General features: G+C 58.6%; 12 protein-coding genes and 1 pseudogene. 5 read left to right on the top strand and 8 right to left on the bottom strand.

Annotated elements, in window-relative coordinates; translation table 11 throughout:
- The first annotated feature begins 23 nt into the window (after positions 1–23).
- Positions 24–242 carry a hypothetical protein gene (locus IC66_RS47305; protein WP_161966258.1) on the top strand — a complete coding sequence of 73 codons (219 nt, stop codon included), beginning with the start codon at positions 24–26 and terminating at the stop codon, positions 240–242.
- A gap of 44 nt (positions 243–286) precedes the next feature.
- Here the strand turns inward: IC66_RS47305 and IC66_RS47300 are convergent.
- The 4 genes and pseudogenes from IC66_RS47300 to IC66_RS47895 form a co-directional block, all read right to left on the bottom strand.
- Positions 287–542 (bottom strand): annotated as a pseudogene (locus tag IC66_RS47300) (IS5/IS1182 family transposase); the annotation flags it as partial.
- 79 nt (positions 543–621) lie between these two features.
- Entirely contained in the window at positions 622–984 is a 363-nt protein-coding gene (locus IC66_RS48635; protein ID WP_026312353.1) for a Wadjet anti-phage system protein JetD domain-containing protein, read from the bottom strand.
- Entirely contained in the window at positions 981–1,325 is a 345-nt protein-coding gene (locus IC66_RS48630) for a hypothetical protein (protein ID WP_014497905.1), read from the bottom strand. Before IC66_RS48630 ends, IC66_RS48635 begins: the two co-directional genes overlap by 4 nt.
- A 557-nt stretch (positions 1,326–1,882) precedes the next feature.
- A complete protein-coding gene (locus IC66_RS47895; protein WP_014497906.1) occupies positions 1,883–2,053 on the bottom strand; it encodes a hypothetical protein in 171 nt (56 codons plus the stop codon).
- A gap of 36 nt (positions 2,054–2,089) precedes the next feature.
- Between IC66_RS47895 and IC66_RS0135725 the strand changes: the two genes are divergently transcribed.
- Positions 2,090–2,464 (top strand): di-heme-cytochrome C peroxidase, encoded by a 375-nt coding sequence (locus tag IC66_RS0135725; protein ID WP_269465757.1) that lies wholly within the window; start codon positions 2,090–2,092, stop codon positions 2,462–2,464.
- 684 nt (positions 2,465–3,148) lie between these two features.
- On the opposite strand, the gene rpoN is transcribed toward IC66_RS0135725, so the two are convergent.
- From rpoN to IC66_RS0135715, 3 genes are all read right to left on the bottom strand, one after another.
- The gene (gene rpoN / locus IC66_RS0135720) at positions 3,149–4,603 is read right to left on the bottom strand and encodes an RNA polymerase factor sigma-54 (protein ID WP_011084688.1); all 1,455 of its coding nucleotides are present in this window, start codon (positions 4,601–4,603) and stop codon (positions 3,149–3,151) included.
- A 2,293-nt stretch (positions 4,604–6,896) separates the two neighbouring features.
- Entirely contained in the window at positions 6,897–7,682 is a 786-nt protein-coding gene (locus IC66_RS43970) for a helix-turn-helix transcriptional regulator (RefSeq protein WP_018645272.1), read from the bottom strand.
- A 1,099-nt stretch (positions 7,683–8,781) separates the two neighbouring features.
- Positions 8,782–9,396, bottom strand: coding sequence for a J domain-containing protein (locus IC66_RS0135715; protein WP_011084684.1), 615 nt, complete (start codon positions 9,394–9,396; stop codon positions 8,782–8,784).
- A 1,407-nt stretch (positions 9,397–10,803) separates the two neighbouring features.
- On the opposite strand from IC66_RS0135715, the gene IC66_RS0135710 reads away from it, so the two are divergent.
- The 3 genes from IC66_RS0135710 (at position 10,804) to IC66_RS0135700 (ending at position 16,088) form a co-directional block, all read left to right on the top strand.
- Positions 10,804–12,132 carry a hypothetical protein gene (locus tag IC66_RS0135710; protein WP_038950849.1) on the top strand — a complete coding sequence of 443 codons (1,329 nt, stop codon included), beginning with the start codon at positions 10,804–10,806 and terminating at the stop codon, positions 12,130–12,132.
- 684 nt (positions 12,133–12,816) lie between these two features.
- Positions 12,817–13,233, top strand: a complete 417-nt coding sequence (locus tag IC66_RS43960; protein ID WP_011084680.1) for an SET domain-containing protein — start codon at positions 12,817–12,819, stop codon at positions 13,231–13,233.
- Between the two features lie 1,196 nt (positions 13,234–14,429).
- Positions 14,430–16,088 (top strand): outer membrane beta-barrel protein, encoded by a 1,659-nt coding sequence (locus IC66_RS0135700; protein WP_223153744.1) that lies wholly within the window; start codon positions 14,430–14,432, stop codon positions 16,086–16,088.
- Positions 16,089–16,588: 500 nt separating this feature from the next.
- Here IC66_RS0135700 and IC66_RS48025 read toward each other — a convergent pair.
- On the bottom strand, positions 16,589–16,820 hold a 232-nt coding region (locus tag IC66_RS48025), incomplete at its 5' end, for a hypothetical protein (protein WP_210161488.1).

Below are 16,820 nucleotides of genomic sequence, written 5' to 3'. Positions count from 1 at the left end.
TGTGCTGCTTTTAAGAGGGACGAGTGCTTGATGCATTGCCGCAACCTTTCTCGATCCGCAAACAATCTGGTCTCTCAACCCGCCATATTGCAGGACGAAGCTCGAGCGCGACCGCGAGCATCAGCAACAAGGCGTTGCGGATTAGGCCCAACGAAAGCCTCAGCCAGGCTGAGGGTGAGGCGGAGATTGTGGTCGACGGCGGTGAAGGCGATGTTGGCGGCGTCCCCCTCCCGGCCCTTTGAGATGGCAGCGACCGAGATGCCCGTCGCTCTTCATGTGGCCATTCACGGCTCGATGACTGAGAGGCGCCTGAGCCGATGCGCAGATAAGATTGCCGCAACTTAAGGCCGCACTCGCGGGCCAGCCGATTGGTTAATCGCCGCATATTCCAGCTTGGCATCGGTCGGGAGGTGATGGTCTTGGGCTGAACGGTGGTCTCCACCGTCGCTGCTTGAGATCGCGCGTCCGCAACGCGCCGGTCTCATGCGCCCCCTCAAGCTCTCGGCCAGCAAGAGCTCCAGCTTGTCACCGAGCCGCTTACGTCAATGGCCAAGCGTGCCCGTTACGCAAGCTGGCGCCCTCGTCAGTCCGAACGCCTACGTGGGCGTAGGAAGAATCGGATCAAGCTCCTCCTGCTCGAGGATCTTGGATCCATCTTTGGCCAAGTATGCCGCCAGTGAAGCGATGCCGGAGTTTGGTGGGCAACGAGCGGGTGCGGACTTTTTGGTCGGCGCCCGCCCCGAGATGCGGCAGGATCGGTCGTCCGACGGCGCGCTCCATCGTGTGGAATATCCAGGTGCCGTCCGGATCGATATCCGACCAGTGAAAGATCGGGGTTTGTTCGGACACCATTGCCGAGATCGTGCGCAGGGCCTGTTGGCTGGCAAGCGAGGGATACCCGCCAACATACAGCGTAGCACCCAGTCGAGCGGCGTCGGCCTCGGCGACGTGCCTGTTGAAGCTTGCCAAGTTTTCGATCGTCAAAACATACGCCGGCGGCTCCCGGAAGCGGACATGATCTGCCTCCTTAGGCGCGATCCCGAGATGAGCGGAGTGGCTCCGGAGAGATCGGCCCCAAGAAGATCGATCTTACCCGCGATCAGCAGCGGCGGGGCAAAGCGTTCCAGCCCGATCGCCCGCAGTGCCTCGCGGGGCCGCGCGCCCGGAGGAAACTCGAGGACGCCACTCAGGAGCCGAACCACGACGCCTTCAACGCGTTCCAGCGTCTTGCTGTGCCTCACCGTCCGTCGCGAGAAGGTCTTATAGTCCACGTCGAGATGCTTGTTGTCCAGGATGGCCTGGGCGAGATCGAAGGCGTGGCGCAACGTATCGACATCGGACGAAGCGACCCGCGGGCTACCGCTCCCGGTCGATCAACGACGGATCGACTGGTGCGCGCATCCGCACCTGAAGCGGTGGTTCGATCTGGTCAAGGCAGGCCGGGCGTGATCCGCGCGCAGCGGCGTTCATCGAACCATGATCGCCGCCCGGCGCGACCCTAACGATCAGCTGGCCGGCGTATGGTAGCCTTTCGGTTGCCATGCGCGACCCTTGAGGCGATCCATGGCCATGATCGAGTCCGCCGCCCCATCCGCGCCGCAAGTCCAGCGACATGGCTCGATCTTTGACTGTAGGAGGCGCTTCATCCAGAATAAGAGTTTAGGACTTTGGCTCTTTGAATGCCTTCTTCTTCAAGGCGGATAAATAATTTCCTCGAACTCTTGGACGAGATTTACCGGCCAAGCGCATTTCTAGCGTCACAACAAGTTCCTCAAATTTTTTGCGTGTTGCGCCCGCCAGAGGTCGTTGCCGATAATAGCTGTACAGGCGCTCGGTTATGACAGCTGTCACCCACCGTGGCGTATCTTCCGATTCGTAAAACTCACTTATCCTGGTTATAGCTAGGGAACGAGTCGATCTCGAGCAACATGAAAGAGCAGAGCAGCGTGCGAATTGCAGATGTCTTCTCGCTGCGTATCTGCTCATCGATAAAATCAACCAGCTTTTCGCTTCCAAGGCTTTGATAGGCGATCTCGGCAACGATGGTCGGCATGACATGCTTGATCGTACCCTCGATGAACCTAAATAGCTGGGACAGCTTTTCACTCAGTACCGGGCGCGACCATTGGACGGTGTTTGGGCAACAGCTCCTTATCTGCACAACGGGTCTGTTCCGACCCTGAGAGACATGCTGGTGCCGCACGCCAAGCGGCCGATGTCGTTTTGCGTAGGCAGCCGTGCGTTCGACCCGGTCAACGTCGGGCTCGCGACGAAAGCACAGTCGTCCGAAAGCTGTGCGGCCGGTCTGACGAACTTCGATGTGTCGCTGCTTGGGAACAGCAATCGCGGACATTCTTTCGAGGGTAAGGAAACCGACTTAAGGAAACTGCCGCCCGGCATCATCGGACCAGAGTTGACCGACGCCGAACGGCGAGCGCTTGTCGAATATCTCAAGACTCTATGAGCGATGGCGTTCGACGCCGACTTGTGTGCCGGCGTCGCTAGCTTCCGCCGAGTTCGAATGCGCCTCGTCAGAACACGTGCCATTCGGCAGATTGTCCCTGCTCAGCCAGGTCATGTGTCCCTCCTGCCGGGACGTCGTCGATTGTCTTGAAGCCGCCATGAGCTCGCCGGTCCTAAGCAGCCCCGACTTGGCGCAATCCTGACGATCCCGCCCAACCGCACTTGGCGATGCTGGGCGCGGCTACAGTTGCGCACTCGAAAACCTGTTCATTTTCCAAAATCTGGGCGCTCCAAGTGTAGTTTTTACAACATTTAGCGCCGAGCTATTATGGTTAAGCCAATAATTCGCCCTACAACCTTGTTGTGCAGCGTAGCAACGAACCGGAAAGTTATCGCGGAAGAGGTGGTGGCGATCATTGGCGTGCGAGATCAGCCGGCTGCTACCGATCGGGGCCGTATATCGGCCGACAATAAGCCAAGGCGAGGACTTGGGAGGAATAAGAGCTTGGCGCCGACGGAGCCTCTGAAAACGCTCGCCCCTCTTAGACGGCAGTCGGCCTATACTACCTCTCCTCAAATGCCGCGCCAGAAGCTTCCTTCCATCACCATCAACAATCTCGCTCCAAAGGCCCGCTTTCAGAGACCTCCAAAGCTACGCTTCCGGATTAAATCGACAGCTGGGGGTTTATTTATCGAGGCCAGTTCCGCCCGATGCTCTACTGTTCATCGTTGACCACATATTGTCGCGGCGGCGCTGCACCGAGGACCGAATGCGCATGGCTTCGCGGTACTTCGCGACCGTGCGGCGGGCAATGTCAATGCCCGAGACTCGCAGGCGCTCAACGATCGCGTCATCGGACAGAACCGCTGACGGCTCTTCGGATTCGATCAGCTGCTTGATGCGGTGACGCACCGCTTCAGCGGAATGCGCCTCACCGCCATCCGCCGAAGGGATCGATGCCGTGAAGAAATATTTCAACTCGAATGTGCCGCGATTTGTTGCCATGTATTTGTTGGCGGTGACGCGCGACACCGTGGATTCATGCATCTGGATGGCCTCGGCAACGGCCTTTAGATTCAGCGGCCGCAAATGCGCAACACCAAGGGTAAAGAAGCCGTCCTGCTGACGCACGATCTCGGTCGCAACTTTCAGGATGGTGCGGGCGCGCTGGTCGAGCGCGCGCACCAGCCAGGTCGCGTTCTGCAGCGCGTCGTTGAAGTAGGACTTATCGACGTCCTTGCCGATCTTCTTCGACAGCTTGGAATAATAGGTCTGGTTGACCAGCACGCGCGGCAAGGTGTCGCTGTTGAGCTCGACATGCCAGCCGCCATCAGGAGCCGGACGGACATAGACGTCGGGTACCATCGTCTGCAGCCGCGCCGACCCGAACTTCATGCCCGGCTTGGGACTGAGCCGGCGGAGCTCGTCGATCATGTCGGCGATGTCCTCGTCGTCGACGCCGCAGAGCTTGCGCAAGCTCGCGATGTCGCGCTTGGCGAGGAGATCGAGATGCTCGACGAGGGCCTGCATCGCCGGATCGTATCTATCGAGCTCGCGGAGCTGGATCGCCAGGCACTCGCGCAAGTTACGCGCACAGACGCCGGGCGGATCGAACTCCTGCAGGACGGCAAGAACGTGCTCGACATCCTCCTGCGTTGCGCCGAGCCGCTCGGCGGCCTGGCCGAGATCCGGCGGCAGATAGCCGGCTTCGTCGACGAGATCGATCAGATACTGCCCGATCATGCGCTGCGCCGGCGCGGTGAATGCGACCGACAGTTGTTCGGCCAGGTGGTCGGACAATGTTGTCTCGGACGCGACAAACGCTTCGAGATTGTAGTCTTCGTCACCCGAGCCGCCGCCACCCCATTCGGTATAGGTGGTCATGGCGCCATCCCGGGCGTCGCGCACTTGGGCCTCGGCCAGCTGATCGCCGCTGACCTGATCGACCTCAGTCGGGGCTTCGGCCCCAGCTGCATCGTCACTGGCACGCTCGAGCAGCGGATTACACTCCAGCTCTTCCTCCACGAAGGTCATGAGGTCGAGATTAGATAATTGCAGCAGCTTTATCGCCTGCATCAGCTGCGGCGACATGACCAGCGACTGGGATTGCCGGAACTCTAATCTTTGCGTGAGCGCCATGAAGCAAGAACCGTTACTGAAGTTGGTCTGCGTTTTGCTCATCTAGTCAGGAGCTGATCTAAGCGCTTTGATGTCGCGCAAAAGCGGATGCGAGGTGAGATGAAGGCAGCGAACAACGGAATCCGACACTCAGTCGGAGCTCCCTCGTCAATCCCCATTGTGCGCGAGATGAGAGGACTAGGAATTCGGATGCGGCACTGTGACGCGAGGGCATCAACAAACAGGACAGCTTCCCGTGGCGATACTCCTATCAAGGACTTGCAGTCCCCGGCAGTTTCGGTGAGTTCTGCGCGTAGCCGCGATCCTCCACCCTCCCGCAGGAGCGCCGGCAACAGCTGCGCGGGGCTCAGGATCAGTGCCTGCCGCCACTCAGACAGTCCCTCGCTGTCGAGCCTTGCTGCACGCTCGAATTAGCGCGAACTTCGAAGCCGATCGTGGAAGGAAGTTGCCCAAACGAATTGGCACTAGGGCTGGCAGTCGAAAATAGTTGAGGTAGCGGGTTGAACCGGCCGCAAGATCGCTATTGCGTCAAACGCGATTGCGAGGCGATCACCATTCAGCTGCCCAACGCCTGCCGCTTGTTGGCCGCTAGCGTCTGCCCCATGTGCGTCGAGAAGAGTCTCTTGTCCGGGTTGCTGACGCAAATCGGCAGAAGTTCGAATAGCGGGCATATATTGGCCTGCTCTTCGGCTTATCCTGCCGAAAGTTCCAACGTATTCGGGACGACGAATCTGGGGCCTCTGACGCATCAAATCTGGGACAGTTAGTTTCCTCCGCTTGGCCGCTGAGCGGGACGATCTTGTCGGTTTGGTCGAGAGCCCTGCGCCAGTCGCCTTGCTTGCAGCGGCCGGCCGACATACTCGCTCCGCGAGAGGCGTCCGCACGCGCGAGACCGCCATGATGTTCCTACGACCTCGAGCAACATTTCATCGCTGGCCAGCGGGGTCTTGCCAGCGCGTTGGCCCACTCCTCGCCATATCGGTGCTGCCGGTGAAGCCTGCCGCCTCCCCAAACAACACCTCTCCGAAGCTTCGGTGGGATGCCGACCCCAATCACTCGCCTCAGTGGCATCTGAGCTGCGGCGAAACGACAAGAAGAATTCGCGCTCTTGGTACAACTCACCGGGTCGCAGAGGCAAGCTCCCGAGCCGAACCCCGGCTCATCGCCCGCGTCGTCGTACCTGCCATTCGCGCTCCCGCTGCCTCTGCGCCGATGGTAGCACCATACACCGCGCTGTAGAACACCGCAGCGGAAGTTGGCGCCGCGACATCTTATTCCGGCTACCGACGCAATTGAGCGGCCGCGTGAGGAGTTCGAGCGACGGATCAAGATCAAGACCGTTTGCCATCAGCGGCCGCCGCGGCAATGCCGTCCTGGCCTGCTCACCCCCGGCCAGATCAACATGCGCAAGGTCGACGGCTGGAGACCCCTCACCACAAATCCTTCGATAGGTAACTTGGGACGCGCCTAGTTGTGGGGCGCGCACCATAGCCACAATGCAATGCGCATCGCGATTGAACTCGCTGCGCACGGGCAGGTAGCTTCATGTTAGTGGAAATCGCGCCGACATTGCCGCAGCTGGCAAGCCTCGATTGCACAACGCGAAGCATCAACTTCTCGATAAGGGCCGCGCTGCCGCTCAGGTGAAGGGCCTGGCTTCAGCGATCACGGCTTCGTCCAGCGGCAAGCCCCTGCCATAGGGACGAACCAGCTTTCGCGGGCGGTCGCATCGAGCAGCGGCACCTCAGTTGCCTGATCGATATGGCCGGGACGGCCGGCTGGCGCAGCCTCGAGAGCCTCGAGACGGTTGGTGGCGAGAATGAAGATGTTGTCATTGTTGCTTCAACCCGTTCATTGCGTTGAGCAGCCTGTTTAGCAACACTTACTTGCAAAAACCTATAACAGCGCGATTCCTGGCAAACAGATCGACATCCTCGATCTGAAACGGATGGAACTTCATATCAATAGCGCCGGGATCGCGTGGTCGGTATGACAAAGCATGCGATTTACCGCCTAGGACCTGCATTGTCCGAACTAGGAAATCCAGCCTCAGGCGAGTCTGACGCAGCGAGACTTGCATGAAGCGCCGACGCCCCTAGGTCCACGCCAGCCACTGATAAACACCGGACACGCGAGCCGGATGCGCTTGCCCCGTCATCTGGTTTGAGCCAATTCCGTTGAAGTACATCGTTGAATCCACTAGAGATCGGCTATCCCGACCTCAGCAGATGAATCGCAAAGGAAGAGCCCGCCGACGCAGGGTCCTTGATCGTTCCTTTGAAGGCGTACGGAGCTAAATGATGCCGCGCCGGGTTGCTTTGGCTACAGCATTTGTCCGGTTTGCCGCCCCTAGCTTTCTGATGACGTTCTTCATGTGGAAATTGACGGTATTATCAGTGACGTTAACAAGTTGCCCGATTACCCAGGCTGACTTCCCCTCTGCGACCCAGTATAGGCACTCTGTTTCTCGCGGTGTTAGCGGAATGTCTGTCTCGCAACTCTCATCAAGCGGCGGTGTAATCTGCGCGACAGCGTTGTGAAACGCCGACGCCAATGTCGTGAGATGAGCCATGCGATCCTGTGGATCGGCATCATCGAAAGGAGATGCAAACGATACGAAAGCCGATCGGCCTTGCGATCCAAACAATGGCACGCTCATGCCATGCTTAAGGCCTGCTTCTTTGGCCTCGCGTAAGACGCGCAGCTCACGGGGCTGCAGTTCATATCGACTGGTTAGTTCATCCCAAAGAAAGGGCCTTGGCAGCATTGCTGTCCGCCGGACCACCGGGTCGATCGCTTGATATTCTTGTTCAGCATAGCGTTGGCACCAATCAGACGGGAAGTTTATAGTTGGCGGGGGCGGTAGATACTCTGGCAAACGACGCTCATTGGAGCAGGAGAGTGCTCCGTAGGCGACTTTATCAAAGCCTTCATTGCTCGCGAAATTCACAAGAAGATCGAACAGCGCTGCGATTGATCTTGTCTGTATAGCGCACTCGATGAAGCTGAATAGGTCGGGCCCGCGGCTTTCCCGTCTGCTTGAAGCGAGTGGCATTTTGCCGTGCGACTGGTCATCCATTTTCTATTTCCGTTTGCTTACACAGATGTTGGCTTTGCTTCTTGCAGCTGAAAGCTCGCGCGCGAAAGGAAAGCGCCGGCCCAGACTGTTTCACACGGTCCCAGCACGCTCCGAGAAGATAATCGGAGCGACTTGACGCACGCTGGCAGGTCGAGCCAAAGCGAAGCTGACTTTGTTCGCTGCTGACCGGTCGGGCTGCTCTCCGAGGTGCCAGTGCCCCAGTCTCTCGAAAGAACGGCTGGCAAATCATGCAACGATTGCGGCGGACACGGTCAGCACTTCTCGTAAGAACATGCCGGCATCTCGAGCGCCACCGCAAAGGAGCGAGGTCGGCATGGAACTGTTCGCAGCTCGGCACACCACACCCGGACGGGTCCAGCGCCCTCAGGTGCTTGCGCATTTTGGGCCACCACCCGCGGACATCAACAAATGGCTGCTTGACGAGGACGACAGCGTGCATGCGATCCTCAGGACTTTCCAAGAACCACCGATGCGCACAGCAATTCTCGCACCACTCGCCGATCGGAGAACTTGCCCCCATAATAGGGGCACTCGCAGAAAGATGGTCTCCTCTGGTTGAGCGGATGTGACATACGTCGAACATGCGACAACGTCTCATGCGCGACACAGAATTTTATATAGATCAAGAGCGTGATTAAAGGCCTGCCGTCTCACCTGCATTGACGGGGCGCGAATGGCACTCCCTGAGTGCCATCTTAACGCGCGAGGCAAGTCCAGTACCAACCTTCCTGCGGGCAGCGGAGCAGCAGTTTAGTGTGGCTCTGCTTTTCGAGCAGTCGAGGACGGCACTTTCGAACTTTCGCTGTGGCTCGCCTTTGCGAACTGCCCATCGGCGTCGTGAAGACTTGCCCCCTCCTTGCAAACCCGAGGAGAGAGCGAATGAACGAGGAAAGAAACAAAGGCTCGTTGTTGATCGGTCCGGGAGCAGGTTGATAGAACTCCTTGTGGCGTGGCGGAAATGTTGCGCCTCTCGGGCCTAGGGTCTGAAGCGGGTTACACGCCAGCTCGGGTGCAGCCTTCACACGATGAAGGGCTATGGAATGGCGGGTGAGGTGAAGCCGTTCAAGTCGTGTCCGGGTTAGCTCTCCCGCACCACGGTCTTCAGGTAATGGTAGGCCTTGATGATCTCGACCAGGCGCTGCTCCGTAGAGCGGTCGCCGCCATTGGCATCGGGGTGGTGCCTCTTGACCATCGCCCTGTACCTCGCCTTGATATCTCCGAGCGTCGCATCGACATTCAGGCCCATCACCTGCAACGCTTTCCGCTTGGCATTGAAAAGCTTGCGCGTCTCAGGCCTGGCCTCCGCGCGGGCGCGTCCCTTCAGCTCAGCGAGCATGCAAAAAGCATCGCAGTCGTCCTCGGAATGGGCCGGGCTGCCGGTCATCTTGCGGGCGCTGATGGGCTCGCCGATTTTCCAAGTTGGACGATGGCCCGTCAGCGCGTCATTCTGGTAGCGCGCGATCGCTTCGGCGTCCATCCCGGAGAAGAAATTGTAGGACTGATTGTATTCGCGAGCATGCTCGATGCAGAAGTGCCAATATTCGCGCGCATTGTGGCGGCCCTTTGGCGCGGGATGGGTTGCCTTGTTCTGGCAATCAGGCCATTCGCATCGCACCGCGGTCCGGCGCTCCTCCTGCGCTTCCTGCTTGTTGATGCGAATGGAGGCGAAGAATTTGGATGTGTCGCTCAGCATGACTTGGCTCCGTTGGGCGGAGCGGCAGTTAGCAGCGCCGCTTCTAAGCTAGAGAATTGGTTTCGACGGCAAGTTGGATCTGACTCGGCCTTTGCGTCTAGTTCAGTGCATGGTGTAGCAAGCACTTCCCAGCAATCGACATGCCAGGACTCGCGCGCTTGGTTCAGACAATCATCTCTTTGCGATCTCAGATCGATTCAATTGCAATGTGCTGTCGGGCTCTGCACATCGAGGTCTTGAACGGGACCGGGTGAATACGAACAAAGCGGGAGCTATGCAGGAATCTGGCTGATGACGCGCTTAGGGAAGCAGCGGAGCAACGCGGATGGTGAATTTGCGAGAACTTCTCGACGAGGCGATATGGCCAGAATGAGACTATCAACATCCTGCCCTTCGCTCAGCCGCCTGCGGTTGATCATGCGTGCTACAAATTCTGCGCAACAGAGCGCGTGTTCTGCTCGCCCGGTGCCGCGACGGAATCGTTCCAGAGACGCCGGCGAGATGAAGCGGCCAAGGATGGCCGCGCAACACCGCAAAAGCTATCGGCGCAATCGAGGCGGCCGGGCCCAAGGTGAGGACCGGGCGCGCGACTCTCGCCGGTTGGATCCGCTTCACGTACTTGATTTTGCCAGCCGAGCGCGGCGACCAGGAGCTTTGATCCCCTGCTTAGCCGGGCCGTATGTTGACTCGCGATTTCAGGAGGCACGATCGGCCCTGCTGGAAAGGATGCGGCGAATCTTTTGCTATTGGCGATTTTTGGGGCCTGAACAATCGATCGCGGGGCAAATACGTGCGCCGCAGCACAAGTCCGCCGGCGATCAAAGAGAGCCCGAGCTGGTTCTGAGCGGCAAGAAGAAGGCCATGGAGGGTCTCAACGGCGCCCAGCCGGCGCGGTCGCGGAGCATGCACTCGACATCTTTACTGCGAGCGCACCAAATATGTGCGTGGCCGCGATTACCGGACAAGGATCGCCGATATAAAGCCTATTGGCTTTCTGTGTCTTGCCGGCCGAGCACCAGCAGAGAACCACAATCCGAGCGAGAGCATCCGCCGCGGTACGGCACACGAACATGCGAGCCAGGAACCGTTGTCGGCCACCAACCGTATTAGATTGTGCAAGCTGAGCAAGGCGTGAGACGTTGGGATGACCGAAGAGCCACAATCAGTTGCCGAGATCATCGCGGCGTCAGAGTGCCGACAGTATTTGAGCCCGTCCCAAACAGGCAAAAACGATGCCGCCTGCTCGGCTTCGTCACCAGTCGCGGTTGCGGCGAAATGACTGAGCTGAGATCGCACTCCGGTTAGTCTCTAAGCACGTCAGCTTGTCGACAGCTGATCCTAATAGAGTGAGACAGTGACACGATTGGATCGGCATTGCGAGCCGACTCAAACCACCGGAGAGTCGACATGGACCCTTTTAACCGCATCAACCCACTCGACCGTGACCACGCCGCGGCACCGCAACAGCAGCAAGCGGAGTTTGAGCCTTACTTGGATGAAGTGCCCCAGCTTGATACCTCGACAATCGCAGAGAATCCCGTTTTTCATGATCCCTACTACCCTCATCTGTCTGAAGAAGGCCTTAGACTGGCCCAGGCATTGGGACTTGAGCACCAGAGCACGGACCGTCCTCATCCCGAACACGCAGTCACCAGACGCGAGGACGCCGCTGCGCAGCATCGCGCGCCGCAGGGTGGGCCGGAGGAACTGACTGCGCAAGGTCACGATCAGGATCCGTGGCAAGAGCCGATACGCGAAGCGATCCTAGCATCGTCTCTCAACCGGCCAGCCCCGGGTGGTCTGGCACCGGATCCCGAAGAAGCCGTTCGTTACTTCAGCTGGAGCGGCGCCTACCGGCCGGCTGCAAACGAGCTAGCCTCGGTCGCTTCCAGCTCAGGTCACGAAGTCGTTGTGGATGAGGATTACACCGGCCAACCTACGAAGAGGCAGAGGACACTAAGCCTGGCGGAAGAAAATGCCACTGCGCGCCAGCGCACCGAGCCCGGCAATTCAACCGGTCGCGAGTTAATTGAAGACGCCGGCGCACCGCTTCTGGCCAGCAGCCGGTTCGTCCTTCCTGAGGAAGTCTACGATCAGGATCTGCTGTGGGCCATGGTGGATAACGCTCGCCCATCGTCATCTCTCGAACCAAACGAGGGTCATCACCAAGCCCTGGACTCAGAAGCGGCCGTTGGTCCGTTCAACGCGCAGCACGGCGACCAGCACGCGTCCGCTGCGCACGAGCGCAGCAACGTCCCGCCGAGCCAGGACAGCCGACCTACCAGTTTTATCGTTCACAATGACCGTTACACGGCGCTGTTCGTGCCTGCGGGGGCGATGAGGCGAAGCACCCCACTCAATCCGCCAGGCTCAACCATTCAATTCGGATCTCGACCGGAAAACGTTCTGCCGCCCAGCCTGCAGCCAACGGATCGAACCGCCCGATCGCTTTTTGGACGGTCGATTGAGCAAGCCGCTCCGGCGTCCTCCAGGGCTCAGAGGACGTACCCCGCGGCCCGCGAGATTTACGCTGCATCATTCTCCGTTCCCGAGACTTTTTTGCACGGCACCCAACCCGCGCCGGACACGATGCGGGCGAAACTCGGCCAGTGGGGCCTTCTGCCGGACGAAGCGCATCCGACAAAACAATACGACATTCATGGTGAGCGCTACACCGCCCTTTTCGGACCCGGAGGCTGCGATGACCTTCGGCTCATCCATCACCCACGAATGTAGACGCCGAGGGACATCTCAAACGCATGGAGCCCGTCCAGATAGTTCCGGAATTGGACTTGTTATTGGACCATAGCTTGCTCCGGCTGCTCCTGCGAGGTTGGCGCGGTTCTGGGCAGCACAGATGTCCGCTGCTCGCGTCGATGACTTGCCAGCATCATCGCTTAGCAACTCCTCGTTGGGCCGAACTTCTACCTCCGTTTTCTTGCTAACTACGGCGTGATCACGTTGATTGCCTCGAGGCGGTTGTGCAGCGAAATCGGCAGTCGAGTGCCGGCCTCCCGCGCACTTTGCCTGCAATATCTGCTCCACATCCACAGTTGCCTGGGCACGCACTGACGCATTCACCCGCGGGCGGCTCTTGAAGCTGCGATGAAGGGCTTGTCGGCGGCTTGCCGGGCCGCGAGAGCATCGAGCGCGCCGTCGCGCTGGTAACAGGTCATGATCGTGCGACACGAGCTCGCCGCTATAATCGACACGGATCTTTGCTCGGAATGCGACTGACTTGCAGCCCTCCCAGCTCACGGCCTTGTCGCTGGAGGCGATCCGCAGCAGGCGGCCCAATACGCCTGGAGAAGACATAAATTGTGATGGAGGCGCGGATAAACGAGCCTACCAATTCGTGCAGCAGATTTCGCAGCTCACGTCAGTTAGTTTGCTGGGTAGTAACTCCGGGAGACTTCTTCAATGCTGATCGTCGACACAATTTTGAAGCCAGACAGGTTTGGCGGTATTGGACTTTTCTCCGCGACTCGTTTGCCCAAAGGTTCGTTGATCTGGATTCACAACCCAATCGTTGACATCACGGTGACGCCTGAACAATACGAAGCCCTAGCTCCAACATTCCAAGCGCTACTTGATAAGCATGCCTATCCAAGAGACTACAAGGCTTACGATGGTGTTATCGAGTACAATGCTGACAATGCCCGCTTCATGAACCACAGCAGCCGCCCAAACACATACCAAGACGACCGCCGAGTTTTCACAGCCCGTGACGTACAACCCGGTGAAGAACTGACCTGCAATTACTTATTTTTCGATCCACGGTGTGACGTATCGTGGAATGAAGAACCATCCATGAATCTTGATGCCCCAACGGGCTAGGCGACGGTGGATTCAAGTTCGCGGTCTGACGACTTGATCCGTTGGCGAATTACGCCGGCAAGACTTTCGGCAACTCGTTGTGGCCATCGACCGACTCGGCCAATTTTCTAGCTGCCTTACCGAGCAAGAAGATTTTGCGAGCGGAGCCTTGTTCGACAGACATCCCTTGGCGCGCAGAGCTCCTTGGCGCACCGTCGCGGGAGCGCTTTCGATGAGGTATCTCCTCGAGGCGGACTTCATTGCATCTCTAGAGCTTACCCAACGCCGGATCTCCGCGGATGTGCCCGTTCTCGCACTGACTTTTGAGTCTTGATCCTCGATATTTCCTGAGATGGCCCGGGCACCGATCCTGATATTACCTTTAGGATAGGCCGATTGTGCCGCTTGATGTCAGAGTAGCAGATGTGCTGTTACAAACGCACTTGATGAGGGCTTATCGCGGCTCGATCTTTGCGCCTCCGATTTAGCTTCGCGCAATGCAGAGAGCATCCGTCCCATCTGGTCACGATCCTACATACTGCCATATCAGGACCTGTTTAGATAAGAGATCAGCGACTATCGTGTGATCGATTTCGTCGGCCGAGGTCCATCCGATCTTGCCGATCAACTATCATTACGCGCTCAAGGATGCCGCGAGGGACGAAAGCCGCAAGACAATGGGCGCGTCGATCCTAAAGCGGTCCGAGCACGACTCCTAGCTTCCTGGCGTACTCACGCTCCCAAAAACTAGTACGAGCTGAACTTGCAACGGCCGGCTGGTTGCCATCAGGCAGCTCGCGGAGTGAAAAGAACACTAGGCTTGAAATCTCACGGCTCATCCAAGCTGAACCAGCTTGTGCTCACCGGGCAGACCACAAAGTTCCGGCACATGCACGTGCCTTGGACGCTAGCTCCGCAATGCAGCGAACCTCGACACTCGTTCGTCCGCCTTCCACCCAATGTAGGGAAGTTGACGCGGCACGCTCTTAGTAAGCTCCTGCAGAACAAAGGAATTGCTCCGGCACGCGGCTTGCTACGTTGAGGACGTCATCGCCAATCGTCGTGCGGTGATCTTCGGAGCGGCCCCGGCTCGTTATTGGGGGCCTGGTGCTCCGACGATTTGCCGTGCGGCGATACTTAGCGAGCGCGACTACAACTCGGGAAAGTTCAGGGCAATCTTTATGCGATCAAGAGTTCTCTTTTTGGGGGCTGCGACCATGGCGATCGCCACAACGGGTACAGCTATGGCGAAGCTCGGGCGAGAAGCCCTGCCACCGTCGGTGTGGAACTGGTCCGGAGGCTACATTGGCGGGCATGTAGGCGGCGGGTACGGTCGAACCTCTTTCACCAATCCGTTCGGCCCACCGATCTACGGCGACGTCGTCGATATTCCCTCCTTCGTCGCAGGTGGCCAAATCGGCTACAATTGGCAGAACAATAGTTGGGTGTACGGCCTCGAACTGGATGCCAGCGCAGCTGTCGCGAGCGGCTCAAACACCTGCCTCGCAGCCTCAGACTTGATTGTAAGCGCAAACTGCAACGCAGCTCCGAACCTCTTTGCGACCGGGACCGGTCGCATCGGTTACGCCTTCGGCTCGCTCGGGCAAACGCTTGCCTATCTCAAGGCAGGTGCAGCCTGGCAAAATAATCGAGGCGACATCGTCAACAACTTTGAAGGGGGCGACCTGCCACAGGAGAAAACCCATTTCGACTATGGCCAAGTTGGTGGCGTCATCGGGCTCGGTGTGGAGCAAGCCCTTACGCCTTCATGGTCGGTGAACGTCGAGTATGACTATCTGCATTTTGGCGGGCCGAGCGTCGCGACCGCTTCGACCGCGAAGTTATCTCCGTCTACGATTTTGCCGGCGAGCACGACCAGCCTGTCCAGCAACTATCACATTGGGAAAATTGGTCTGAACTACCACTTTGGTGCGGACCCAGAAGCCGCACCAAAGTCCGATTCGCCGCTGCATGCGAGATCAGCCGGCAGCGTACCACCCATTCCCTACACGTCCGGTTGGTCGTTCGAAGGGGGCTCGCGGCTCTGGCTGAGCCGGGGAAGATTCCAGTGGGATCAAAGCGCAGTCCCGTATGGCTGGCCTGAAGACCCCAGCATACTGATTTCCAGGCTCACTTATCATGCACTGGACGGACTTTCGGGGGAGGTATTCGGCCGTGTCGACAGTCCCTGGGGAGTGTTCTTGAAGAGTAGCCTTGGTATCGGGTTCTTCAACAAAGGGAAATCGAACGATGAAGATTGGCTGCCCCACGAGGGATACCCCTACCTAAATACTCGTTCAGGTGAGTCAAACGGGCGATTTGCATATTACACGGCCGACGCCGGTTACGATGTCCTGCGCAGTACGAACTACAAGATCGGCGGATTTATAGGCTGGGCCTATTACAGCCAGAGCTCAGACTCGAGGGGTTGCGTTCCGCTCACAAATCCGCAGGACTTTTGTCGTATCAAGCCGAGCGACGATAGGATCGTTGGCAGCCAAGATACTCAATGGAATGCGCCTCGAATCGGCTTGAGCGCCGAAACTATGCTGACCGAGCGCTGGCGCCTGAATGCGGACATCGCTTACCTGCCCTGGACCGACTTCAAGGGCCGCGATAATCATCTCTTGCGCAAAAAGACCACCTTTAGTGAGCAACACGGCAATGGTGGCGGCGGCGTCCAGGTTGAAGGCCTTCTGTCCTACTTTGTCACCAACAATATCAGCCTAGGCGTTGGAGGCCGCTATTGGGCCATGTGGACGAAAAAGGAAGCGGACTCCGCGGACTGCGGAAACGGCTGCGGCTCGCTAGGATTTGCGAACTACAGCATGGAACGGTGGGGTACGTTCTTCCAGGCGTCTTACAAGCTCAACTAAGGGCTTCACTGTTACGAGGCTCCAAACTGCAGATGCTTAGGGGCCGTTCTGAAGTTCGCTGATGGCCCCAGTCCTCGGCGCCCATTCGCCGCCGAGGACTATGTCGCGATCACGCCTGTACACCGGCTTGCTTCGATTGCAAACCGCCCGCATGGACAAGGCGAGCGCAACTCCGCTCGCGAACCGGAGCTCGTTTCTGGTGATAAGAGCTCGATCCGTTGACCCGGAATTCGCTCCAAAGCCGATTCCGCGCACCATTGCGAAGGCGCCGACCGACCGGGAAGCCGCGGCCGTTGTCTCATCGCGCGGCGGCCGGAGGCGGGCGCAAAGTGCCTGGCGAAAGATCAACGGCTTATTCACCGAGGGGAGAGTTGAACGGCTGGCGGTCTGCAACGGACGAGCCGCTCACAGAGGAATTCAAGCCGTGGGTACACAGCGTCGATGAGGTTCTGCGCGAGGATCCATCCAGCGCAACGACTCGGGCAGTATTGCTTGGCGAGCTACCCGCCCTTGCATCGCCACGCGAACTCAGGCGGGTCATTTCCTTTCATGTAACAGCAGAAGATCACCAGATGGAATGCGAGCCGCGCGTCCTTGCCCCCGATCACCAGACGTGACCAAGGATTCCAGACCGTCCTGATTCCTACACTCCCCGCTATGGCCCGGTCGTCTGCCCCTGCTGGGACCTTCATGAGCAGCTGCCGCGCGGCGAACAGGATGGAAGTGGAGCGT

Origin of the sequence: Bradyrhizobium genomosp. III (assembly GCF_000261705.1) — a bacterium.
Classification (GTDB): domain Bacteria; phylum Pseudomonadota; class Alphaproteobacteria; order Rhizobiales; family Xanthobacteraceae; genus Bradyrhizobium; species Bradyrhizobium ottawaense.
Note: the sequence above shows the minus strand (reverse complement) of the source record. Positions and strands in the feature narration are given on the sequence as shown.